The 20747-nt window shown below is 63.1% G+C and carries 21 protein-coding genes; 10 read left to right on the top strand and 11 right to left on the bottom strand.

The window, feature by feature from the left end:
• Positions 1-6 precede the first annotated feature (6 nt).
• Complete coding sequence (locus PSFL_RS10350; RefSeq protein WP_057440912.1) at positions 7-1359, top strand: SLC13 family permease; 1353 nt, start codon at positions 7-9, stop codon at positions 1357-1359.
• 3 nt (positions 1360-1362) lie between these two features.
• Here PSFL_RS10350 and PSFL_RS10345 read toward each other — a convergent pair whose 3' ends face one another.
• On the bottom strand, positions 1363-1983 hold the full coding sequence (locus PSFL_RS10345; RefSeq protein ID WP_397469979.1) for an FMN-dependent NADH-azoreductase: 621 nt from the start codon (positions 1981-1983) through the stop codon (positions 1363-1365).
• On the bottom strand, positions 1980-2426 hold the full coding sequence (locus PSFL_RS10340) for a GNAT family N-acetyltransferase (RefSeq protein WP_115128400.1): 447 nt from the start codon (positions 2424-2426) through the stop codon (positions 1980-1982). The genes PSFL_RS10345 and PSFL_RS10340 overlap by 4 nt, the downstream gene beginning before the upstream one ends.
• Before the next feature lie 87 nt (positions 2427-2513).
• On the opposite strand from PSFL_RS10340, the gene PSFL_RS10335 reads away from it, so the two are divergent.
• The gene (locus tag PSFL_RS10335; RefSeq protein ID WP_397469978.1) at positions 2514-3917 is read left to right on the top strand and encodes a PLP-dependent aminotransferase family protein; all 1404 of its coding nucleotides are present in this window, start codon (positions 2514-2516) and stop codon (positions 3915-3917) included.
• A gap of 113 nt (positions 3918-4030) precedes the next feature.
• A complete protein-coding gene (locus PSFL_RS10330) occupies positions 4031-4525 on the top strand; it encodes a DUF2165 family protein (RefSeq protein WP_057959289.1) in 495 nt (164 codons plus the stop codon).
• Positions 4526-4711: 186 nt separating this feature from the next.
• On the opposite strand, the gene PSFL_RS10325 is transcribed toward PSFL_RS10330, so the two are convergent.
• Positions 4712-5236, bottom strand: a complete 525-nt coding sequence (locus PSFL_RS10325; RefSeq protein ID WP_397469977.1) for a ClbS/DfsB family four-helix bundle protein — start codon at positions 5234-5236, stop codon at positions 4712-4714.
• The gene (locus PSFL_RS10320; RefSeq protein ID WP_397469976.1) at positions 5233-6204 is read right to left on the bottom strand and encodes a LysR substrate-binding domain-containing protein; all 972 of its coding nucleotides are present in this window, start codon (positions 6202-6204) and stop codon (positions 5233-5235) included. The genes PSFL_RS10325 and PSFL_RS10320 overlap by 4 nt, the downstream gene beginning before the upstream one ends.
• A gap of 249 nt (positions 6205-6453) precedes the next feature.
• Between PSFL_RS10320 and ycaC the strand changes: the two genes are divergently transcribed.
• Positions 6454-7080 (top strand): isochorismate family cysteine hydrolase YcaC, encoded by a 627-nt coding sequence (ycaC, locus tag PSFL_RS10315; protein WP_032861405.1) that lies wholly within the window; start codon positions 6454-6456, stop codon positions 7078-7080.
• Between the two features lie 41 nt (positions 7081-7121).
• Here the strand turns inward: ycaC and PSFL_RS10310 are convergent, their stop codons facing one another.
• The 6 genes from PSFL_RS10310 to tatA form a co-directional block, all read right to left on the bottom strand.
• Entirely contained in the window at positions 7122-7244 is a 123-nt protein-coding gene (locus PSFL_RS10310) for a hypothetical protein (protein WP_258558627.1), read from the bottom strand.
• The gene (locus PSFL_RS10305) at positions 7228-7998 is read right to left on the bottom strand and encodes a hypothetical protein (RefSeq protein WP_170044177.1); all 771 of its coding nucleotides are present in this window, start codon (positions 7996-7998) and stop codon (positions 7228-7230) included. Before PSFL_RS10305 ends, PSFL_RS10310 begins: the two co-directional genes overlap by 17 nt.
• Positions 7999-8074: 76 nt before the next feature.
• Positions 8075-8587, bottom strand: coding sequence for a MarR family winged helix-turn-helix transcriptional regulator (locus PSFL_RS10300; RefSeq protein WP_397469975.1), 513 nt, complete (start codon positions 8585-8587; stop codon positions 8075-8077).
• Between the two features lie 73 nt (positions 8588-8660).
• Entirely contained in the window at positions 8661-9398 is a 738-nt protein-coding gene (gene tatC / locus PSFL_RS10295; RefSeq protein ID WP_115128393.1) for a twin-arginine translocase subunit TatC, read from the bottom strand.
• Positions 9395-9688 carry a Sec-independent protein translocase protein TatB gene (gene tatB / locus PSFL_RS10290; protein WP_057440939.1) on the bottom strand — a complete coding sequence of 98 codons (294 nt, stop codon included), beginning with the start codon at positions 9686-9688 and terminating at the stop codon, positions 9395-9397. The genes tatC and tatB overlap by 4 nt, the downstream gene beginning before the upstream one ends.
• Positions 9688-9903, bottom strand: coding sequence for a twin-arginine translocase TatA/TatE family subunit (gene tatA / locus PSFL_RS10285; RefSeq protein ID WP_057440941.1), 216 nt, complete (start codon positions 9901-9903; stop codon positions 9688-9690). The genes tatB and tatA overlap by 1 nt, the downstream gene beginning before the upstream one ends.
• A gap of 161 nt (positions 9904-10064) precedes the next feature.
• Between tatA and gspK the strand changes: the two genes are divergently transcribed.
• Entirely contained in the window at positions 10065-11030 is a 966-nt protein-coding gene (gene gspK, locus PSFL_RS10280) for a type II secretion system minor pseudopilin GspK (protein WP_057440944.1), read from the top strand.
• A 766-nt stretch (positions 11031-11796) separates the two neighbouring features.
• Here gspK and PSFL_RS10275 read toward each other — a convergent pair.
• Positions 11797-13827, bottom strand: coding sequence for a PhoX family phosphatase (locus tag PSFL_RS10275; protein WP_186625214.1), 2031 nt, complete (start codon positions 13825-13827; stop codon positions 11797-11799).
• A gap of 230 nt (positions 13828-14057) precedes the next feature.
• On the opposite strand from PSFL_RS10275, the gene PSFL_RS10270 reads away from it, so the two are divergent.
• The 5 genes from PSFL_RS10270 to gspF are packed head-to-tail and all read left to right on the top strand — an operon-like array spanning position 14058 to position 20739.
• Complete coding sequence (locus tag PSFL_RS10270) at positions 14058-15710, top strand: lipoprotein UxpA (protein WP_115128388.1); 1653 nt, start codon at positions 14058-14060, stop codon at positions 15708-15710.
• Entirely contained in the window at positions 15683-16126 is a 444-nt protein-coding gene (locus PSFL_RS10265; protein ID WP_057440946.1) for a hypothetical protein, read from the top strand. The genes PSFL_RS10270 and PSFL_RS10265 overlap by 28 nt, the downstream gene beginning before the upstream one ends.
• Positions 16127-16133: 7 nt before the next feature.
• The gene (gene gspD / locus PSFL_RS10260) at positions 16134-18083 is read left to right on the top strand and encodes a type II secretion system secretin GspD (RefSeq protein WP_143110470.1); all 1950 of its coding nucleotides are present in this window, start codon (positions 16134-16136) and stop codon (positions 18081-18083) included.
• Between the two features lie 5 nt (positions 18084-18088).
• Positions 18089-19537, top strand: a complete 1449-nt coding sequence (locus PSFL_RS10255) for a GspE/PulE family protein (RefSeq protein ID WP_081044222.1) — start codon at positions 18089-18091, stop codon at positions 19535-19537.
• Positions 19537-20739, top strand: a complete 1203-nt coding sequence (gene gspF / locus PSFL_RS10250; protein ID WP_397469974.1) for a type II secretion system inner membrane protein GspF — start codon at positions 19537-19539, stop codon at positions 20737-20739. Before PSFL_RS10255 ends, gspF begins: the two co-directional genes overlap by 1 nt.
• The last annotated feature ends 8 nt before the right edge of the window (positions 20740-20747 follow it).

Here is a 20747-nt window from a genome sequence, read left to right as displayed (position 1 = left end):
ATTGCAATGAATAATGAGCTTCTGTCGATTCTGGTGTTGGTGGTCATCTTCGGCATCGCCAGCGTGTTGCCCATCAACATGGGTGCGCTGGCCTTTGCGGCGGCCTTTGTCGTCGGTTCGGTGATATTGGAAATGACCCCGGCGACGATCTTTGCCGGGTTTCCCAGTGACCTGTTCCTGACGCTGGTCGGGGTCACCTATCTGTTCGGCATCGCGCAGAACAACGGCACCATCGACTGGCTGATCGAGCGGGCGGTGTTGATGGTGCGTGGACGCGTCGCCTGGATCCCCTGGGTGATGTTCGTGGTGGCGGCATTGTTGACCGGTTTCGGCGCGCTGAGCCCGGCGGTAGCCGCGATCCTGGCGCCGATTGCGCTGAACTTCGCCGTGCAGTACCGCATCAACCCGGTGTTGATGGGGCTGATGGTGATTCATGGCGCCCAGGGCGGCAGTTTTTCGCCGGTGAGCATTTTCGGCGGCATCACCAATCAGATCGTGGCGTCGTCCGGGCTGCCTTATGCACCGTTCACGCTGTTTATCACCAGCCTGCTGTTCAACCTGGGGATTGCTATGGTGGTGTTCGTGGTGTTCGGCGGTTTGCGCAGCGCGCGCCTGTCGCTGGCACCGGTCTCGTTCGGCCCCACCTTGCATGCGGCGGGTGCATCCCTGGCGATTCTTGGCCATGGCGGTACGCCGGCTTCCCCGGCCTATCACCGCACCGACCTGACCGGCGCCGGTGCGCCGCTACAGGCTGTCAGTGGCCTGGACGGGGCCAAGCTGTCGACACTGATCGGCTTGTTGGCCCTGGCGATCTCGGCGCTGGTGTTCAAGTTCAATATCGGCCTGGTGGCGATGACGGTCGCGGTGGTGTTGGCCATGTTCGCACCCACGGCGCAGAAGGCGGCCATCGACAAGGTCAGTTGGTCGACGGTGCTGCTGATCACCGGGATCATCACCTACATCGGCGTGATGCAGACCATCGGCACCATCGACTATGTCGCCCATGGCATCTCCGGGCTAGGTGAGCCGCTGCTGGTGGCGTTGCTGCTGTGTTTTACCGCCGCGATCATCTCGTCCTTTGCGTCGTCCACGGCGTTGCTGGGGGTGATCATTCCCCTGGCCGTGCCCTTCTTGAGCCAGGGCCATATCAGTGCGGTCGGCGTGGTCGCGGCCATCGCCATTTCCACCACCATCGTCGACACCAGCCCGTTCTCCACCAACGGCGCACTGGTGGTTGCCAATACACCGCCGCAGGAGCGCGAAAAAGTCTTGCGCAGCCTGCTGATCTACAGCGCAGTGATTGCCCTGGTCGGGCCATGTGTTGCCTGGCTGACCCTGGTGGTGCCGGGGCTACTTTGAGGGTCAGGCACCCATCAGCGGGTTGAACAGTGGCTCCAGTGACAGCCGGGCGCGGCTCTCCTGGAGCGCTGCTTGGACCGCATCCTCACCGAATACCAGGCCCTGGAGGTAGGTGAAGTGCGGGTCGAACAGCCCGAGGGTGCCCAGTACCTGACGCAGGTAGGGTGTCAGGAAGTCCGGTTGCCGTGCCGACGCGCCCTGATGAAAACCACCGGAACCCACCAGCACATACACCGCACGGTTGCTCAGCAGACCGGTCTTGCCCTCGGGCCCTGAGCTGAATGTGCGGTGAATACGCAGGACGTAGTCGATCCACAGCTTGAGTGCAGCGGGCAGCGTGAAATTGTGCATTGGCGTGGCAATCAGCAGGATATCGCAGCCTTCCAGCTCGCGGATCAGCGTTTCGGAGACCTCGAAAGCCGGCGCGTCGAACGGCGTGGTCGTCGCCAGGCCCCGGGCGTAATCCATGCCGAGCGGTGGCAGTGGGTGTGTGCCCAGGTCACGTTCGACCAGTTCGAGCGTCGGGTGGCGCTGGCGAAGGGTGTCCACCAGTTCCAGTGCCAACTGGTTCGCATGGGAAACCTGGCCATTGGGGCTGGCGTTGATCAATAGAACACTCTTCATGCCGGACTCTCTGTGTGAAGGCGTTGGGTGAAGTGCATGCCGTGGGCCAGCAGCCCTTGGCGAAAATAGAAACGTTGGGCCAGCGGCATATGCAGCCCGGTGTCCAGCACAAAATGCGCGCAACCGCGCTGCACGGCTTCTTCGCGCACGGCGTCCAGCAGCCGTGCGCCGAGGCCACCGCGCTGCAGGTCGGGGTGTACCACCAGGTCATCGACGTAAATGAAGCGCCCGTAGAGCAGGTTCTCCAACTCGCGGTAACCGGCCAGGCCCACCACCTGCCCAGCTTCCCATGCAGCCAGTAGGCGGTAGCCTTGCCCGACCTGGCGCAGCAATTGCGCGACATAGTGGGCCGGGTTGGCGACATGGGGTCGCAGTACGCGCATCAGGTTGAAACTGGCCGCGAAGGCCTGCTGGTCCTCCAGATGCCCAAGGGTATAAGCCATGTCGGTCGTCCGTTGTAGAGAGGTAGCTGACCTTAAAGCCCCGATGACTTAAGCTACAGGGCCGAAAAGTGCATAAATGACTAGGCCATGATTCCTCCCTTTACGCTGGACCGTAGCCAGAGCGCGCCGATGTATCGCCAGCTTTACCAGCGATTTCGCGAATCCATTGCCGATGGCCGCCTGCGCCCGGGGGATCGCGTGCCTGCCGTACGCGCGTTGGCGGCGCAGTTGAACCTGGCGCGTGGCACGGTGGAGGCGGCTTACCAGTTGTTGATAGGGGAGGGTTACCTGATTGCACGGGGCGCCGCCGGGACGATTGTCACGCCGCAACTGGCTGCCGTTGCCTCGCCCGTACTCCAGGCCCCGGTTGCTGCGCCGCAGTACTCGTCCAATCATTGCGGGGCGCTGCCGTTGGCACTGCAGATGGGGCTGCCCGCACTGGATGCATTTCCCCGCAAGCTCTGGACCCGGCTGGCCGGTCGTCAACTGCGCCAGGCCGGCCTCGAGGGGCTGGTGTACCCGGACCCGCGTGGCCATGCAGCATTGCGCGCAGCCATTGCCAGCTACCTGGGGATTGCCCGAGGGATTGCCTGCCGCCCGGAACAGGTGTTCGTCTGCGCGGGCTATCGCGCGTGCCTGGACCTGATCAGCCACACGCTGATGCGCCCCGGCGATCGCTGCTGGCTGGAAGAACCGGGCTATTTCATGGCACGCAACACACTCCAGGAGGCCGGCGTGCAGTTGGTGCCGGTTGCCGTGGATGAGCAGGGGCTTGATGTCGCACAAGGCATCGCCCGCTGTGCGGATGCACGCTTTGCCGTGGTCACGCCGACCCACCAGAGCCCGCTGGGGGTATCACTGTCCCTGCCGCGCCGGCTGGCACTGCTGGACTGGGCCAGTCGCCAAGGCAGTTGGATCATCGAGGATGATTACGACAGCGAATACCGCTATCAGGGCCGGCCCTTGCCTGCGCTCAAGAGCCTCGATCAGCAGGGGCGGGTGCTCTATACCGGCACCTTTAGCAAGGTGTTGTTTCCGGGCCTGCGCCTGGCCTATCTGGTGGTGCCGCAGGCGCAAAGCGACGCCTTCGCCCGCCAGGCTGACCGCCTGCACAACCACTGCCCGCAGCTTCTCCAGGCGACGGTCAGCGCCTTCCTCTACGAGGGGCACTTTGCACGGCATTTGAAAAAAATGCGTACGCTCTACGCGCGCCGCCGCCAGTGGCTGGTCGATGCGCTACAGCAACAGTTCGGCGAACGGCTGTCGATCAACCTCCAGGCCGGAGGCATGCACCTGATAGCGGGCCTGAGTGAAGGGGATGATGTTGAACTCGCTCAGCGCGCCCGGGCCATTGGCCTCGCTGTCGAGCCGCTGTCGCAGTGGTACCTCGAGGCCAGGCCCAGGCACGGCCTGGTACTGGGTTTTACCAACATCGCCAGCGCTGAACAGGCTGCCGCGGTGGCGCTTCGATTGGCTCAAGTCATCACCTAGGTGGTGTGCCGGAAAAAAGGTTTTTATCGCTAGGTAAAACCCTACAACTGTGTGTCTCGAAGGCACTCAAAGGACGTGCTAGCGTAGCCCTTTCATTGCCCTGGGAAGCAAACATGACCACCCGCTACGCAAAAATCGTCCTGACCCTGATGCTGGCGGCCTTCGCCGCGCTGGTGGCGTTCAACAACCTTACTGATTACGGCTCCAACTTTGCCTTCGTCAAGCATGTGTTGAGCATGGACACCACCTTTCCCGGTAATACGGCCATGTACCGGGCAATCACCACACCCTGGCTGTGGCATGGCGCCTATGGGCTGATCATCGCCGGCGAAGCCCTGACTGCCGTATTGCTGGCCCGTGGGGCGCTGGCAATGTGGCGGGCCAGGCTAGGCACTGGCCGGCAGTTCGATGCCGCCAAACAGGTGGCCATTGTCGGTTTTACTGCGGGCCTGCTGGTGTGGTTTTTCGGCTTCATGGTGATTGGCGGGGAGTGGTTCCTGATGTGGCAATCCCATCAGTGGAACGGCCAGGAAGCGGCATTCAAGTTCTATATGGCGCTGCTTGGGGTGCTGATTTTTCTCAACCAGGCGGAGGCTGATCGCGACTGAAGCGCCTCACACGGTCAGCGAACGAATTTGACGAACATCCGTTCAGGGTCGTGTTCGTCAGGGTGCTCGATGCTCCCGCTGGGGATAAACCGGGCCTTTGCGATCAATGCCTGAGAGGCAGTGTTGGAGGCATTGGTCGACACAAACCCTGATGGCGGAGATACCAGGCATGGTGCGACACCGTCCCTATGCAGGCTGAGGACTGGGGCCTTCTGCCTTAAGCCATTTGCGCAAGCGCCCACGTGCATTGTCATAGGGGGAGGCGGTGTTGAACTGGATCATCCGCCCCATCGTCCAGTGCTCGTACCACGGGCATTCATACAGCTCGGCATTCTCGCGGCTCTGGATGCTGGACACGATCCGCTGCTTTGCGCTGTCGAGCCGCTCGAGCAATTGCTCAAAAGGGATGCCTTGGTAGTCGCGGTAGAACTTCTGTGCAAGCTGGCCCAACTGGTTCCACTTGAAGCCGGTTTCCGGGAAGTCGATGACAGTGCCGGCGGCGTCCGCGTCCAGCCACTTGAGCACCAATTCATTCCAGCCCACCAGGTAGGCGACCAGATTGGCGACGCTCATCTGCGTCCCCTTGGCGTGCCCCTCCAGGCTGCATTCGTTGACCCGGGGCATGGGCACCCGCCGGATGACGCTGAGCAGTTTTTCATAGCGGGTATTGATGGCATCGAGCAGTTCTTGTTTGTTCTGAGGGACCGTCATGATTTACCTGGGCTATCTGAATGTGCTCGCCGGCCTGATGGTTGAACGTTGTCATATACATGCCTTGTACTCTGCTGCGCCTCAAACGCCCGCGCCAGAAAGTCGATCAAGGTACGCACCGACGGTAACAGCCCGCGCCTTGAAGGGAAGACAGCGCTGATCACGCCTTCGGTGGGTTGCCAGTCGGGGAGCAGGCTGACCAGGCGGCCGTCGTCTATCTCATCCTTGACCACGGCCAGTGGCAGGTTGGCGATGCCCACGCCCAGCAGTACCGCACTTTTCAGGGTCGGCATGTCGTCGCTGATCAGCCGTGGCGTGTGGCAGATCTCAGCCGTCACGCCTTCAGGCCCGGTCAGCCCCCAGGTGTACTGCAGCATCGGGTTGCCCCAACTGATGGTCGGCAGTCCCGATAAGTCCGCAGGGAGTAGGGGCAATGGATGCGCCTGCAAAAACGCCGGGCTCGCTACCAACACCTGGGGGCTTCTGGCGAGCAGCTTCATCACCAGGTCGCTGCTTTCCAGGGGCGGGAAACACAGGTTCAGCGCAATGTCATAGCCCTCGCTGATCACATCGACCTTGCGGTTGAAACTCTTCACGTTGAGTTCAACGCTGGGGCATTGCGCCATGAACTGGCCCAGCATCGGCGCTACCCAGTAATGGAGCAGCGCGGTGGTGCAACTCAGGCGAATCACCCCGCGTGGCTCGGCTTTGTTGAAGGCGATCAGCTCCTCGGCGGACTCTGCCTCGGCGGTCATTGCCACGCAGTGGCGGTAGTAGGCCTGGCCAATATCAGTGACCTGGAACTGACGGGTGGAGCGTTGTATCAGGCGTGCCCCCAGCCGCGCTTCCAGCTGGCTGACCCGGCGGCTCAAGGTCGACTTGGGCATGTTCAGCGCCCGACCGGCCGCTGCGAAACCACCATGCTCAACCACCTTGGCGTAGAGGAAGAGCTCATTCAGGTCGAACATGGGTATCGTTCCATTTTTGAGATGGTGAAGTCTAATTCAACCACTACCGAGCACCTAGTGTGATGACTAAAGTGGGACCCTGGTTTTTTCCTACAACCATCAGCGGGGCACGCGAGGACGGTCAATAGGCGGGTTTTGTCAGTGAAAGTGGTTCAGTGACGACGAGCTAGACTCCCAGCGCCATAAACACCGTTGACTCTTTCCGGTGCGGCCCATTTCGGGAAACACCTTTTTACCAGGAGCATCATGATGTCTAAACCCTACGTTCGCCTGGACAAAGACAACGCAGCTGTCCTGCTGGTTGACCATCAGGCTGGCTTGCTGTCACTGGTCCGCGATATCGAGCCCGACAAGTTCAAGAACAACGTACTGGCCCTGGCTGACCTGGCCAAGTACTTCAAGCTGCCGACCATCCTCACCACCAGTTTCGAAACCGGCCCCAACGGCCCGCTGGTGCCCGAGCTCAAGGCACTGTTCCCGGACGCGCCGTACATTGCCCGCCCTGGCCAGATCAACGCCTGGGACAACGAAGACTTCGTCAAGGCCATCAAGGCTACCGGCAAGAAGCAACTGATCATCGCGGGCGTAGTCACCGAGGTGTGCGTGGCGTTTCCGGCGCTGTCGGCCCTGGCCGAAGGCTATGACGTGTTTGTGGTGACCGATGCCTCCGGCACCTTCAACGAACTGACCCAGCAATCGGCCTGGGCCCGCATGACGGCCAACGGCGCGCAACTGATGACTTGGTTTGGCCTGGCGTGCGAGCTGCACCGCGACTGGCGCAACGATATCGAAGGCCTGGGGACCTTGTTCTCCAACCACATCCCGGACTATCGCAACCTGTTCACCAGCTACAACGCGTTGACCGAGGGCAAGTAAGCCCAGAGGGGGTGGCTGCCCTGTCACGGGCAGCCGCTATTTCAGTCCAGTGCCGCCTGGAACTTGTGCACGACTTCGGTCGGCAGTCGGGCCATCTGGTCCGTGACGGTTTGAAGCTTTTCCTTGAGCGAGATGGGTAGCGCCTGTTCACTTTCGTTGAGCAAGGCTGCGGGTCGCCCGGGTAAAAATCCTGGTGGCGGCCTTACCGCTGGGTGGGTAGCGCTCGAACAAATCCTGCACCCAGTCCGGCCGGGTTTTACTGGCGTCGTTGATCCAGTTGGCCACCGAGTCCTGGGCGTATTTGTCGGTTTCCTCTAGCATGGCAATCAGCAAGGGTTCGGCGATTTGCGGCTGGGCTTTGAGTGGGGCGATGTGTTCGCACCAGACCCCGCGCGGACGCAGGATTTCAACGCAGAAACGGCGGATCAGCGGGTTGTCGTTGCGGGCATGGCTGCGCAACAGTTCCAGCGAAGCCGTCAGGTCCTGGGCCAGTAGAGGGCGCAAGGCAATCCAGGCCCATTCGCGCACGCCAAAGTGGCTGTCGGTGGCGAACCGGAACTGGCTCAGCAACGCCTGTTCCAGCGGCGTGTCGCGTACGCAGAAGGCATTGGCGAAGGCCGCCCAACTGCGCACGGTGTCAGAAGGATGCTCCAGCAGCAACTGCCAGCTCCGTTCGCGCAGGGGCAGGGCGGCGCTTTCCAGCCACTGGCCCAGCGCAAGGCCCAGCCCCGCGACTTTCTTCGAAATGCCCAGTGCCTGGCCGGCCTGGGCCGCGCTCAGCAGTGCCTGGGCCAGGGAAGTTTCCACCTGCGAGGCAAGGGCCTGCGCCAGCGCCACCTGGTCGACTGCCAGGCACTCGCCCAGATTGCGGGTTGTCAGGCGGCCCTGGTCGATCAGGGCTTTGCGTTCTTCACTCATATTGATCCCAGCGCTGTGTTCATGGGTTGCTCCCCGGGCAAGGCCTCTTCCCGTTCGAACAGGTTTTGTAGTGGGCCTAATGCCCATCCGGCAGTGGCGGGGACAGTGCGCGACTGGTGGAAATGCAATAGAGCGACTCGGACAACCCCTGGCGTTGCTCAGGGCTCAGACCCTGGATGATGCCGCTGATCCAGTGCGTGTGTTCGGCGAATACCTTATCGACCACGCGCTTGCCGTCGGCAGTCAGGCTGATGATTAATTTGCGCCGGTCGGCAGGGTCGGTCTTGCGCTTGATAAAGCCGTCGCCCTGCAGGCCGTCGAGCAAGCCGGTCACCGTGCCGGTGGTAATCGACAGGCGCGTCGCCAGCTCCAGGGGCGAGAGCTTCCCGCCAGCGCTCTTGAGGGTGAGCATGATGACAAAGCGGCCTTCCGAGAGGTTGTAGCGAGCGAGCCGGATGGCACACACGCGATTGATCGCGGCCGCCGCCGACAGTAGCTCGAAACACAGTTTTACGCTGTCCCTGGCCTCGGCCGGTACCCCCTCAAGCTCATGCAGCATGATGTGGTGTTTGTTTTCTAAAATATTCATAAGGCGCAGTTTATCTTGGTGCCTTACTAAATCAACATTTTGTTTAATGTCCCCGGACCAGGTGTCGGCGGCATCAGGAGCGCGGCTTGCTCACCGACCGACTGGCCAGCAGCCCCAGCTCAAACAGAATCCACATCGGCACCGCCAGCATGGTCTGCGAAAACACATCCGGCGGGGTCAGCAACATGCCCACCACAAAGCAGCCGACGATCACATACGGCCGGCTCTTCTGCAGGGTCTGCACATCGGTGATCCCTGCCCAGATCACCAGGAAAGTAGCCACCGGAATTTCAAACGCCAGGCCGAACGCCAGCAACAGCGCGAGGATGAAATCCAGGTACAGGGCGATATCAGTCATCATCGCCACGCCGTCCGGGGTCACGCTGGTAAAGAAGCCGAACATCATCGGGAACACCAGGAAAAACGCGAACGCCATGCCCAGGTAAAACAGCACCACGCTGGCGGCCAGCAACCAGGCGGCGGTGCGGCGTTCCTGGCGATACACCGCCGGTGCGATCATGCCCCAGGCCTGGTGCAGCAACAGCGGCATGCTGATAAACAGGGCAATCATCATGGTCAGCTTGAGCGGCGCCAGGAACGGTGACGTCACCCCGGTGGCGATCATGGTTGCGCCGCTGGGCAAGAAATCGCGCAACGGTTGCGAGACGAAGCTGTAGAGCTGCTGGGCAAAGGGGAACAGTGCGCAAAACACCAGGAGGATCGCCAGGACGCAGCGCACCAGGCGCGAGCGCAACCGGGTCAGGTGGCCGGTCACCGACAGGCGCGGAGCAGGCAAGGGCAGGTCGCTCATGGGGCAGGTGGTCCTTTGGGCGTGGCGGTTTCTGGCAGCGGGGCGTCCAGGCGGATGCCGTCGCGCAGTTGCTGCTCCAGTTGCCGCAAGGGTTGCTGGTCGATGCTCTGCAACAGGTGTTCGTGGTCCAGTTCCTGGGTGACCTGGGCCTTGAGCGTATTCATCGCCCGCTTGGCCCGGCCCAGCCACAGCCCGGCATTGCGCGCGGCGATCGGCAGGCGCTCGGGGCCCAGCACCAGCAGCGCCACCAGGCCCACCAGCAGCAGTTCGCTAAAACCGATATCGAACATCAGAGTTTGCTGTCGGCAGGTCGCTGAGGTTCGGCTTGCACCTCAAGGCTGGTCTTTTCTGTCGCCTGGGCGCCGGGTTCGTTGCCCATGGAGGAGCGAAAGCCCTTGATGGCCTCACCCACATCACTGCCCAGGCCCTTGAGGCGCCGGGTGCCGAACAGCATCACCACGATCAGCAGCACGATGACCAGTTGCCAAATCCCTATACCGCCCATAACGCCACTCCAAGCCATTGATTTGAAATATGAAGGCGCAGTTTGCCGAGGCTTTATGACGGCGCGGTGACGGTTTTGCGGGAATTGTGTGAGTCTGCCACTTGGTTGAAACATCCACTGTGTTGACTGTCGCCAGGATCTGCATAAAAGGTGGCGTGGCAATGGACAAGAAACGGCAGCAGGGGGCGGCGTTGTTGATGGTGCTGGTGGCCCTGGCGATGCTGGCGGGAGGCATGGCCTGGATGGTTGAGCAGGGGCGCCAGCAGGTCGACAGCGTGCGCCTGGTGCAACAGCGGGTGCAGGCGCGCGCGATCGAACGGGCGGCGCTGGCCTTTACCGAACAGGCCCTGCAAGACCCGCTGTGGCGCGCCAGCCCGTTGTTCTGGCAGGCCATGCGCGGGCAGCCGTTGGCTTATGACTTCAAGGGGGGCAAGGCGAGCATCCAGATTCGCGACCTGCACACCTGCTTCAACGTCAACGCGCTGATCGGCCCCGAAGCCGAACGTGCCCAGCGCCAGTTGGTGCATCTGCTGGGGGCGGACATGGCCGCCGAACGCCTGGCCCAGACCCTGGCCGACTGGCTCGACGCCGACCAGCAGACCCGCCTGCAAGGTGCCGAAAGCAACGAATACTTGCGCCAGTCGCCACCGCGCCTGGCGGCCAATCAACGCATGCGCGATATCAGCGAGCTGAACCTGCTGGCGGTGCCCGACGCGCTGCGGGCGTTGCGCTACCCGCAGTTATGCAGCCTGGACGAGACGGCGGGCTGGCGCCTGAATGCCAATGCGTTGAACCTGGAAATGCTGCCGCTGCTGGATGCGTTGTACGAGGGCGAGGTGTCGCGTTCGGTGCTGACCCGCTTGGTCAGCGCGCGGCCGGCGGGGGGCTATCGCGATGCGGGCGAACTGCGCCAGGCCCTGGGGGCGATGGACGACGCGATGTTCGAGCGCTTGAGCGAAGGTCTGCAGCTCAACGGTGACCACTTTCTACTGCTCCTGGACATAGACCTGGATGGCCAGCGCTTTCGCAGCCAGTACCGTGTCGAGGCCCAGGGGGTCGTGAAGTGGCATGCGCGGGTGCCGGCGCAGGGCATGCTGCTGCGCTCGCGGGAGCCTTTGCCGTTATAGCGCGTATGGGAGCGGATTTGTGTGGGAGCGGGCTTGCCCGCGATGACGGTGTATCAGTCGATAAATCTATTGGCTGACCTGCCGCCATCGCAGGCAAGCCAGCTCCCACATTTGATTTATGGTGGTGCCAACATTCTCTGCCCCGCGCAGATCCCCTGTGGGAGCGGGCTTGCTCGCGAAAGCGGCAGTCCAGTCACTGTTTCTGGCGGCTGATCCACCGCCATCGCAGGCAAGCCCCCACATTTGCTGTGCAGTGTGGCGCAAACCCGAGATCCCACCTGTTGATTTTGAGATCACCACAAAGCAAATGTGGGAGACTTGGATGGCCAGCGCTTTCGCAGCCAGTACCGTGTCGAGGCCCAGGGGGTCGTGAAGTGGCATGCGCGGGTGCCGGCGCAGGGCATGCTGCTGCGCTCGCGGGAGCCTTTGCCGTTATAGCGCGTATGGGAGCGGATTTGTGTGGGAGCGGGCTTGCCCGCGATGACGGAGGTTCAGTCAGTATTGTTGCCGGCTGGTAAACCGCTATCGCAGGCAAGCCAGCTCCTACATTTGCTGTGGCAGTGTGGCGCAAACCCGAGATCCCACCTGTTGATTTTGAGATCACCACAAAGCAAATGTGGGAGCTGTCGAGCCCCGGCGAGGCTGCGATAGCGGTAGATCAGCCAACATCCATGCTGGTAATGACCTCGTCATCGCAGCCTCGCCGGAGCTCGACAGCTCCCACAAGGATCGTGATGCAGGAGCCGGGCCGGCTCCTGCCGCTGAATCAGATCGCCAATTCACCCCCGTCAGCACGCTGGATCACAACCGTGGAGGCGCGAGGGCGGACTGTGCCGACCGTGACGTCGGTAGCCACACCGGTGGACGGCCAGTTGTCCGGGTGTTGGATGTTGACGAACACCGTCTTGTTATCGGGTGTGAAGGTCACCCCCGTCACTTCAGAGCCGTTAGGCCCGACGAAGAAGCGGCGCAGGTCGGCCTGGTTCTGCGCATTGACCGGCACTTGCTTACCCTGGGCATCGACCATATTGGTCGGGATCACCACCAGCATCTGGTCGTTGGTGTAGTCGGTCAGGGTTTTTTCGCCGTTGTCGGTCTGGATCCACATTACGCCACGGCTGTCGAAGGTCATGCCATCCGGGCTGGCGAACTGGTTCAGTGTGGTCAGGCCTGAGCGGTTGATGTCCGGGGCGCCAGCGGCGTTGGCGCCAAACACAAAGATGTCCCAGGTGAAGGACACCTGGTTGTCCGCGTCATGCCAGCGAATGATGTGCCCGTGCTTGTTTTTGACGCGCGGGTTGGCGGCGTTGGCCACGGTGCGGCTGGTGTTGTTGGTGAGCGTCAGGTAGACGTCGCCATTGAGCGGGTTGACCGAGGTCCACTCCGGGCGGTCCATCGGTGTGGCGCCCACGGCGTCGGCCGCCCCACGGGTGTTGAGGATGATCCCCGGCAGGTCGGTGAACTTCGCGCCCAGGGTGCTGCCATCCACGGTCGGGCTGGCCACGTCGAGCAGCAACCAGTTGCCGCTGCCGTCGGCATTGAAGCGCGCCACGTAGAGTTTACCGCTGTCCATGTACTTGGCGCCGGTGGCCAGGCGGTCGCTGGGGTTGGCGTCTGCCGGGTCCCACAAAGCGGTGGAGACGAATTTGTACAGGTACTCGTTCTGCGAGTCGTCACCGCTGTAGAACACCACTGGCTTGCCGGCGGTGGTCAGGCCCGGCCAGCAACCTTCGTGGCGGAAACGGCCGAGGGCGGTGCGTTTCACGGCGCGGGTCGAAGCGTTGTACGGGTCGATCTCAACGATGTAGCCATAGGTGCTGGCTTCGTTGCGGTAGTCATCAGTGGCGGTGGCGCCGCTTGGGGTCACGTCGAAGCGGCTGAACTCACCGTTGACCTCGCTTGGATCACCGGCAACGCTCTCCCAGCGATAGTTGCCGTTGCCGGTGCCCACGCCGATGCGTACCTGGTCTGCCGGGCGGGCGCCACTTTTATTGACGAAAATCCCTGGCCAGTTTTCTTCGCAGGTGAGGTAGGTGCCCCACGGGGTATAGCCGTTACCACAGTTGTTGTTGGTGCCGCGGGTCTGGGTGCCGGTCGGCGAGAATTTGGTTTTTACGTGCTCGGTGCCTTTCATCGGCCCCGCCAGGTCCATGACCGTAGCCGTGGTGAAGCGGCGGTTCAACGGATCGTTTTCCATCACCTGCCAACGGCCGTTGACCTTGCTGATGCGCATCACACCCGCACCGTGGGCGTTGATTTCCTTGCGCACTTCTTCGACCGGACGAACACCGCCGACCAGGGTCGGGCCCGCCGGGTGCAGGGCTTGCGCATCGATGTATTCGTGGTTGATCGCAAGCAGGCCGTCGGTGGAGCTGCCATTGATTGGAAAGAAGTGCATGCCGTCGTGGTGCATGCCTACCGCGTTGGCCTGGTCGGTCGAGGTGTTGCTGCCGTCGCTTTTCCAGGGGGCGGCGTTGCTGTTCAGCGGTGTACCCCAAGGGGCCAGCACGTGGGCGGTGTAGCCGGCGGCCACGGTGCAGGCATCGGTGAGGGAGCCGGGGATCGAGTTGAAGCCCAGTTTCAGTGCCGGCTTTGGCGGCTGGGTAGGGGTGTCGTTGTCCGAGCCACCGCCGCTGTCAAAACAGCCCGTCAGGCCGGTACCGGCAATCATGGCGATCGCGGCGCCGAGCCCGCCCCGTACCACACTGCGGCGGCTCAGGTAGGCAGTGAGTACCGATTCCATCGGCTCATTGAGGCTCAGGTTGCGATTCTGGTTGTCGCCAGTCTCTCGACTCATTTCATCAGGTCCTTTGTAGATCACGATTTTTGAAAGGAGCCCGAACTCTAAGAGCCGAATGTGATGATTCGCGGTCGGTTTTGTTAAAAATGTATTTAAGTTTAATTTTTTTATTTCCTTTTGTTGCAGATTTGCATATTTCACTCCTGTTAAAAAACTGACATTAAACCGTCATTAATTGACCCCCACTATGCCGCCCTTAAAGCAGTTAGCCTCAGGGTGAGAGAACAATGGTTTCAATGGTGCGGCGCGATGTATTGGGATGGATGACGCTGGGCGCCTGTGCCCCGTGGCTGGCCGGCTGCTCCAGTCGGGGGGCTGCGGCGGGGCCTGCGGACAGCCAGCCGGTCGACCTGTTGTATATCGCTGACACCCTCGATGCACGCCTGCCGGGTCGCCCGGTGGTGCCCGCCACACGCCTGGGGCCGGCGACGCGCATCGGCCAGGCACCTTGGATTACCGGGGCCAATGCGCGTTTTCGCCAGGCCGATGGCAGCCAGTTGGATGGCCTGCTGGATGCCTCCTTAAGTGACGGTGTGCAAACCGGCGGCTACGCGGTACTCGGCGCGGTGTTGCAACGCCTGCGCGATGAAGCCGGGCCTGAGAATAGCCTGACCCTGGAAAACGGCCAGTGCTGGAACGGCAGCGGCCTGGCTTACCTGACCCGTGGCCTGTCCGGGGTCCAGGGCAGCCAGTTGCTCGGCAGCGAAGTGCGAGTCAGCAGCGACGAGCGCGTGCTATGGCCCGAACAATGCCAGGGCCTGTACCAGCAATTCGGCCACCCGGTGCTGGGCGCCGGGCTGGCCAGCGCCAGCGCGCAACGCCTGGCCACCCCAGGCATGCAGGTGTTCCGCCGGGGCGGCGTGCGCATCGCCGTGGTTGGCATTACCGACCCTTATGCGCGGGACCAGCAAGGGTCTTTGAAAGAGTGGTTGCACAGCCTGCAACCGGTGCTCACCCAGGCCCGTGAAGAAGCCGACCTGGTGGTGGCCCTGGCCGATGTCGGTACCGGCCCGGGCTTCTGGCTGGCCGAGCGCCTGAGTCAGGTGGACTTGATGTTGTGTGCCCGTGGCCAGGACCTGTGGCCGCAGCCGGTAGAAATCCTGCAAAGCTCCGGCAAGCGCGTCCCGGTGGTGCTGGGCGGGACCCGGGCCAGCGGCGCCTTCCGTATCCGCTGCCAGGCCCAGGCCGGGCAATGGCGCTTTGATGCGCGCTTTTTTGCGGCCCAGGCCAGCGCGTTGGACGCTCCCGCCCAGGCCCACGCCCAGCGCCTGCAACCACGCCTGCAACAACAGCGCGCTGCCCACGCGGCGTGGCTCGACCAACCCTTGGCCAAGGCCCCGGAAAACCTCTGGCGCCGCGATGTACGCGCCGGCAGTTGGGATCGCCTGTTGCATCAGGCCCTGGCCCGCGAGCCCAAGAGCGCAGTACTGCTGCCGGGCCTGCGCTACGACAGCCCCTTGGCCCGTGGCCAGATGATTACCCGCGAACACTTGATCAGCCTGAGCGCCAGCTACCCGGCGCCGGTCGTGGATGTCCCGGCGCAGCAGGTGCGCCAGGTCCTGGAAAACGGCGCCGAACAGCTGTTTGGAGAACCACTGCTATTGGATAACAGCCAGGACTTGCCACGCTGGCTCGGCCAACCCTGGCAGGTCACCTATAGCCCGGGCGGCAAGCGGGTCAGTGAGTTTGCCGAGCCGGTCGGCACCTGCCGCACCTTTGGCCTGGGCTTTGCCGCCGATGCCGGGCAACCGCTGTGGCAGCACCTTGAAGGCTGGTTGCGCGAGCAGCCGGCGGATTGGCAACTGGCGCCGCTGCAATTGCCTGAAGTGCGCTACGTGCAGGGGCATCCGGGATGGCATCCACGGAGCCTGGTCAGTTGAACCGTGCGGGCAACCTGCTGCTGGCAACGCTCCTGGCCTGGCTGGCAGCGCAATGTGTGCTGCAACTGTGGCACGGCATCGCGCAACCGATCGCGCTAAACCCGCCAGCGGCGCCGGTCGCCGACCTGTTGAGCAACCACTGGACACCGCGTCAGGCCCCCAGCGACGACCTGCCGTTGACCACCCTCAAGGTCGATTACCTGGGCAGCCTCAAGGCCACGCCGTTGCGCGCCACGGTACTGGTCCTGCGCTATCAGCAACAAGAACGCACGCTGACCCTGGGTCAGCGCCTGGCCCCCGGCATCGTCCTGCAAGACATTGATGACCGTGGGCTGATTTTCGACAATCAAGGGCAGCGCGAGCGCTTGCCATGGCCGACTGAGCGACCGGTGATCGGCCTCAAGCGCAAGGAATGAACCGACGATGCACATGATCAATAAATGCCTGGGCCTGAGCGCATTGTGCCTGGCCTTGAGTGTGACTCCAGCCCACGCCGAAGACGCGCCGGCCTTGTATGAAGTGAACTTCATCGACACCGAACTCACGGACTTTATCGACAGCGTGTCGCGCATCACCAACACCACCTTCATCATCGACCCACGGGTCAAGGGCAAGGTCACGGTGCGCAGCCTCGATATGCTTGGTAGCGAGGCCATCTATGACATCTTCCTCGCCCAGTTGCGCGCCCAGGGTTTTGCTGCGGTCAACCTGCCCAATGGCAGCGTGAAAATCGTGCCGGACCAGGCCGCGCGCCTGGAGCCGGTGCCGGTGGAGTCTGCACGCCAGGCCGTGCAAGCCAACGATGGCATGGCCACCCGGGTATTCAGTGTGCGCAACGCCGCCAGTGAACAGATGCTCAATATCCTCAAGCCGCTGATTGACCCCCGGGTGGGAGTGATCAGCCCGTACCCGTCGGCCAACCTGCTGGTGATCACCGACTGGCGCAGCAACCTCGACCGTATCGATGCGCTGTTGCAGCAACTCGACCAGGTCAGCCAGGAGCCCCTGGAAGTGCTGCCCCTGGTCAATGCCAGCGCCAACGACACCGCACAATTGATGACCCGCCTGCTGGCCCGCGAGCAGGGCGCCGATGGCGCGCAGGTGGTTGCCGACCCGCGCAGCAACGCGTTGCTGGTACGCGGCAGTGCCGACAGCCGCCAGCGGGTGCGCGCGTTGCTCAAGCAATTGGACCAGCCACAAACTGCCTTGCGACCTTCGAACACGGTGGTGATGTACCTGCGCCATGCCAATGCGGCTGAGGTGGTCAAGGTGCTGCGCGGCTTGAGCCAGGACACCCCGGGCGCCGGTGGCGAAGGCGTGCCCACCGAAGGTGCGCCCAAGCAGATGGCGGTCAGCGCCTCAGGCATTCGCATGGAATCGGAGGAGGGCACCAACGCCGTGGTGATGGTCGGCCCGGACAGCGAAATCGCCGCCTACCGCACCATCGTCGAACAACTGGATATCCGCCGCGCCCAGGTGGTGGTGGAAGCAATCATCGCCGAAGTCTCCGACACCCGCGCCCAGGAACTGGGGGTGCAATGGCTGTTTCTGGGCGACTCGTTTGGCGGCGGCGCGGTGAACTTTACCAATGGTGGGACGAGCATCGCCGGCCTGGCCGGGGCCGCTGGCAGCGGCGACACCGCAGGCCTGGGCAAGCTGTTGGCCAATGTGCCAGGGGCGACCGCCGGCTTCGGCAAGCTCAATGGCGGCGGGCTGAACTTCCTTGCGCTGCTCAATGCATTGAAAAGCGAAAGTGGCTTCAACCTGCTCTCGACCCCGACCCTGCTGACCCTGGACAACGCCGAAGCGTCGATCCTGGTGGGCCAGGAAGTACCGTTTGTGACGGGCTCGGTGACACAGAACAACACCAACCCCTACCAGACCATCGAGCGCAAGGAAGTGGGGATCAAGCTGCGGATCAAGCCGCAGATCAATATCGACAACACCGTGCGCCTGGACATCGTGCAAGAGGTTTCGTCGATTGCCGAGAGTACCGGCGCCAGCGATGTGATCACCAACAAGCGCGAGATCAAGACCAAGGTCATGGTCGAAGACAACGGCCTGGTGGTGCTGGGCGGGCTGATCGGCGACGAGGCCAAAAACAGTGACCAGCGTGTGCCGTGGCTCGGCGATATCCCAGGGATAGGGCGGCTCTTCCGCTCCAACGCCAGCCAGCGCACCAAGCAGAACCTGATGGTGTTTATCCGCCCGCGGATCATGCGTGACGGCGAAACCCTGGCCCAACTGAGCAGCGAGAAGTACCGCAACCTCAAGGTCAATTCGAACCTGGCATTGCCCGCGATCTCCGATAACAACGCCTTGCTGCGCCTGTTCCCGGCCAGCCGCGAGCGTCTCGACGAGGGCGTGTGGTGAGTACGTTGTTGCCCTATCGACTGGCACGCCAGGCGGGCCTGGCGCGGGCGCCGGGCGCGCAAGGCTGGACCTTGTGTTTGCGCGAGGATGTCGACACCGACGCCTTGCAGGAAGTGCTGCGCGTGCATGGCCTGCCGACGCTGGTCGAGCACCTCGATCCGGCCCAATACGAACTGCGCCTGGGGGCCTTGTACCAGGCCGGCGAGTCGGCCACGGCAGCGTTGATCGAGGGCATCGGCGAGCAGGTCGATCTCGACAGCCTGATCAACGAGCTGCCACGGATCGAAGACCTGCTGGAGAGTGACAACGAAGCGCCGGTGATCCGCCTGATCAATGGCCTGTTCGCTGAAGGCCTGCGCTTGCGGGCCTCGGATATCCATATCGAGACCTTCGAACAGAGCCTGGTGGTGCGCTTGCGGGTGGACGGCCATCTGCGCGAGATCCTGCGCCCGCCACGGGCCTTGTCGGCCATGCTGGTGTCGCGGATCAAGGTCATGGCGCGCCTGGATATCGCCGAAAAACGCCAGCCCCAGGACGGGCGCATTACCTTGCGCTCCGGCGGGCGCGAGGTGGATATCCGGGTTTCGACCTTGCCCGGCATTCACGGCGAACGTGTGGTAATGCGTGTGCTGGACAAGCAGGCCAACCTGCTGGACCTGAACAACCTGGGCATGCCTGCAGAGGTCGAACAGGCTCTGCGCGCCTGCCTGTCGCGGCCCAACGGGATCTTGCTGAGCACCGGGCCCACCGGCTCGGGCAAGACCACCACGCTGTATGCCAGCCTGAATGCGCTGAACGATGGTTCGTGCAATATCCTCACCGTCGAAGACCCGGTGGAGTACGCGATTACCGGCATCGGCCAGACCGCGATCAACCCCCGCGCCGGCATGACCTTCGCCAGCGGCCTGCGGGCGATCCTGCGCCAGGACCCGGACGTGATCATGCTCGGCGAAATCCGCGACCAGGAGACCGCCCAGATCGCGGTGCAAGCCAGCCTTACCGGGCACCTGGTGCTGTCGACACTGCACACCAACAGCGCGGTGGGCGCGGTCACGCGGTTGCGGGACATGGGCATCGAACCGTTCCTGATCGCCTCCAGCCTCAAGGGCGTGATGGCCCAGCGTCTGGTGCGGCGTTTGTGCCATTGCGCAACGCCGGCACCGTTGCTGGCCGCCGAGCGCCAGTTGTGGCCGGAGCTGGCCCTGCTGGAACACAGCTTTCACCCCCAGGGCTGCGACGACTGCCAGGGCAGTGGTTACCACGGGCGGATCGGCCTCTATGAATTCATCACCCTGGATGCCGGCTTGATCAGCCTGTTGTACGACGGCGCCAGCGAAGCGGCCATGCACGAATACCTCGCCGACAAGCGCCAGAGCCTGACCGCCATGGCCACCGAATGCCTGCGCCGTGGCGAAACCAGCCTGGAGCAGGTTCTGCGTGCGGTGCGCGACTGATGCCGACCTATCGCTACCAGGCGCTGGACCTGCGCGGCAATCGCCGCAAAGCCAGCATCCAGGCGGAAAACGAGCGCCATGCCCGGCAACTGCTGCGTGAGCAGGGCCTGTTTGCCCGTGAGTTGCAGGTGCAGGGCGCAAGCCTGTCGAGCCCGCGCGGGCAACGGTTGAACCATGGGCAACTGTGCGAATTGACCCGCCAGTTGGCCACGCTGTTGAGCGCCGGCATCCCCTTGGTGGATGCCTTGGCCACCCTGGAACGCCAGTTGGCGGAGCCGGCGATTCGCAACCTGCTGGTGGCGGTGCGCGGTGCCCTGGGCGAAGGCTTGAGCCTGGCCCAGAGCCTGCGCCGCCAGGGTGGGCAGTTCAATATGCTGTATTGCGCACTGGTCGAGGCCGGCGAGCGCTCGGGCAAATTGGCGCCGGTGCTGGAGCGCCTGGCCGAGCACCTGGAGCAAGTGCAGAAACAACGGCACAAGGCGCGCACGGCGTTGATCTACCCGGCGGTGCTGATCCTGGTGTCGCTGGCGGTGGTGATCGGCCTGATGACCTTTGTGGTGCCCAAGCTCACCGAGCAGTTCAGCCACACCGGGCAAAGCCTGCCGCTGATTACCCGGGTGCTGATCGGCGCCAGCGAGGGCCTGGTGATGCTCGGCCCGTGGTTGCTGGGGCTAGGCTTGTTGCTGGCGCTGGGCGCGCGGGTGTTGCTGCGCCAGGCGGTATGGCGCTTGCGCCGCGACAGTCTGGCCTTGCGCCTGCCGCGCATTGGCGTGTTGTTGTCGGTGCTGGAAAGCGCACGGGTCTCACGCAGCCTGGCGATTTTGCTCGGCAGTGGCGTGCCATTGCTCGAATCCCTGGAGGTGGCCACCGCCACGGTTGGCAACCGGCAGATCCACCAGGCCCTGGAGGCGGTGCGTGAACAGGTCGAAGGTGGCGTGACCCTGTACCGCGCCCTGAGTGCCAGCGGGCACTTCCCGCCAATGCTGCTGAACATGGTCGCCAGCGGCGAGGCCAGCGGCACCTTGCCCGACATGCTGGAGCGCGTCGCCGACAACCAGGAGCGTGGGTTTGCGCGCCAGGTCGACCTGCTGCTGGCGTTATTCGAACCCCTGATGATTCTGCTGATGGGCGCGGTGGTGCTGTTCATCGTGCTGGCGGTGTTGCTGCCGATCATGCAGCTCAATCAGGGCCTGAGCCTTTGAACAGACAA

This window comes from Pseudomonas sp. DD1 (genome assembly GCF_044510355.1).
Lineage (GTDB): Bacteria > Pseudomonadota > Gammaproteobacteria > Pseudomonadales > Pseudomonadaceae > Aquipseudomonas > Aquipseudomonas shahriarae.
This window is presented reverse-complemented; position numbering and strand designations above follow the sequence as displayed.

Bases quoted from the DNA above. Each gene is read 5' to 3' on its own strand.
- PSFL_RS10350 (WP_057440912.1), top strand. From the start codon at position 7: ATGAATAATGAGCTTCTGTCGATTCTGGTGTTGGTGGTCATCTTCGGC.
- PSFL_RS10345 (WP_397469979.1), bottom strand. From the start codon at position 1,983: ATGAAGAGTGTTCTATTGATCAACGCCAGCCCCAATGGCCAGGTTTCC.
- PSFL_RS10340 (WP_115128400.1), bottom strand. From the start codon at position 2,426: ATGGCTTATACCCTTGGGCATCTGGAGGACCAGCAGGCCTTCGCGGCC.
- PSFL_RS10335 (WP_397469978.1), top strand. From the start codon at position 2,514: ATGATTCCTCCCTTTACGCTGGACCGTAGCCAGAGCGCGCCGATGTAT.
- PSFL_RS10330 (WP_057959289.1), top strand. From the start codon at position 4,031: ATGACCACCCGCTACGCAAAAATCGTCCTGACCCTGATGCTGGCGGCC.
- PSFL_RS10325 (WP_397469977.1), bottom strand. From the start codon at position 5,236: ATGACGGTCCCTCAGAACAAACAAGAACTGCTCGATGCCATCAATACC.
- PSFL_RS10320 (WP_397469976.1), bottom strand. From the start codon at position 6,204: ATGTTCGACCTGAATGAGCTCTTCCTCTACGCCAAGGTGGTTGAGCAT.
- ycaC (WP_032861405.1), top strand. From the start codon at position 6,454: ATGTCTAAACCCTACGTTCGCCTGGACAAAGACAACGCAGCTGTCCTG.
- PSFL_RS10305 (WP_170044177.1), bottom strand. From the start codon at position 7,998: ATGAGTGAAGAACGCAAAGCCCTGATCGACCAGGGCCGCCTGACAACC.
- PSFL_RS10300 (WP_397469975.1), bottom strand. From the start codon at position 8,587: ATGAATATTTTAGAAAACAAACACCACATCATGCTGCATGAGCTTGAG.
- tatC (WP_115128393.1), bottom strand. From the start codon at position 9,398: ATGAGCGACCTGCCCTTGCCTGCTCCGCGCCTGTCGGTGACCGGCCAC.
- tatB (WP_057440939.1), bottom strand. From the start codon at position 9,688: ATGTTCGATATCGGTTTTAGCGAACTGCTGCTGGTGGGCCTGGTGGCG.
- tatA (WP_057440941.1), bottom strand. From the start codon at position 9,903: ATGGGCGGTATAGGGATTTGGCAACTGGTCATCGTGCTGCTGATCGTG.
- gspK (WP_057440944.1), top strand. From the start codon at position 10,065: ATGGACAAGAAACGGCAGCAGGGGGCGGCGTTGTTGATGGTGCTGGTG.
- PSFL_RS10275 (WP_186625214.1), bottom strand. From the start codon at position 13,827: ATGAGTCGAGAGACTGGCGACAACCAGAATCGCAACCTGAGCCTCAAT.
- PSFL_RS10270 (WP_115128388.1), top strand. From the start codon at position 14,058: ATGGTTTCAATGGTGCGGCGCGATGTATTGGGATGGATGACGCTGGGC.
- PSFL_RS10265 (WP_057440946.1), top strand. From the start codon at position 15,683: ATGGCATCCACGGAGCCTGGTCAGTTGAACCGTGCGGGCAACCTGCTG.
- gspD (WP_143110470.1), top strand. From the start codon at position 16,134: ATGCACATGATCAATAAATGCCTGGGCCTGAGCGCATTGTGCCTGGCC.
- gspF (WP_397469974.1), top strand. From the start codon at position 19,537: ATGCCGACCTATCGCTACCAGGCGCTGGACCTGCGCGGCAATCGCCGC.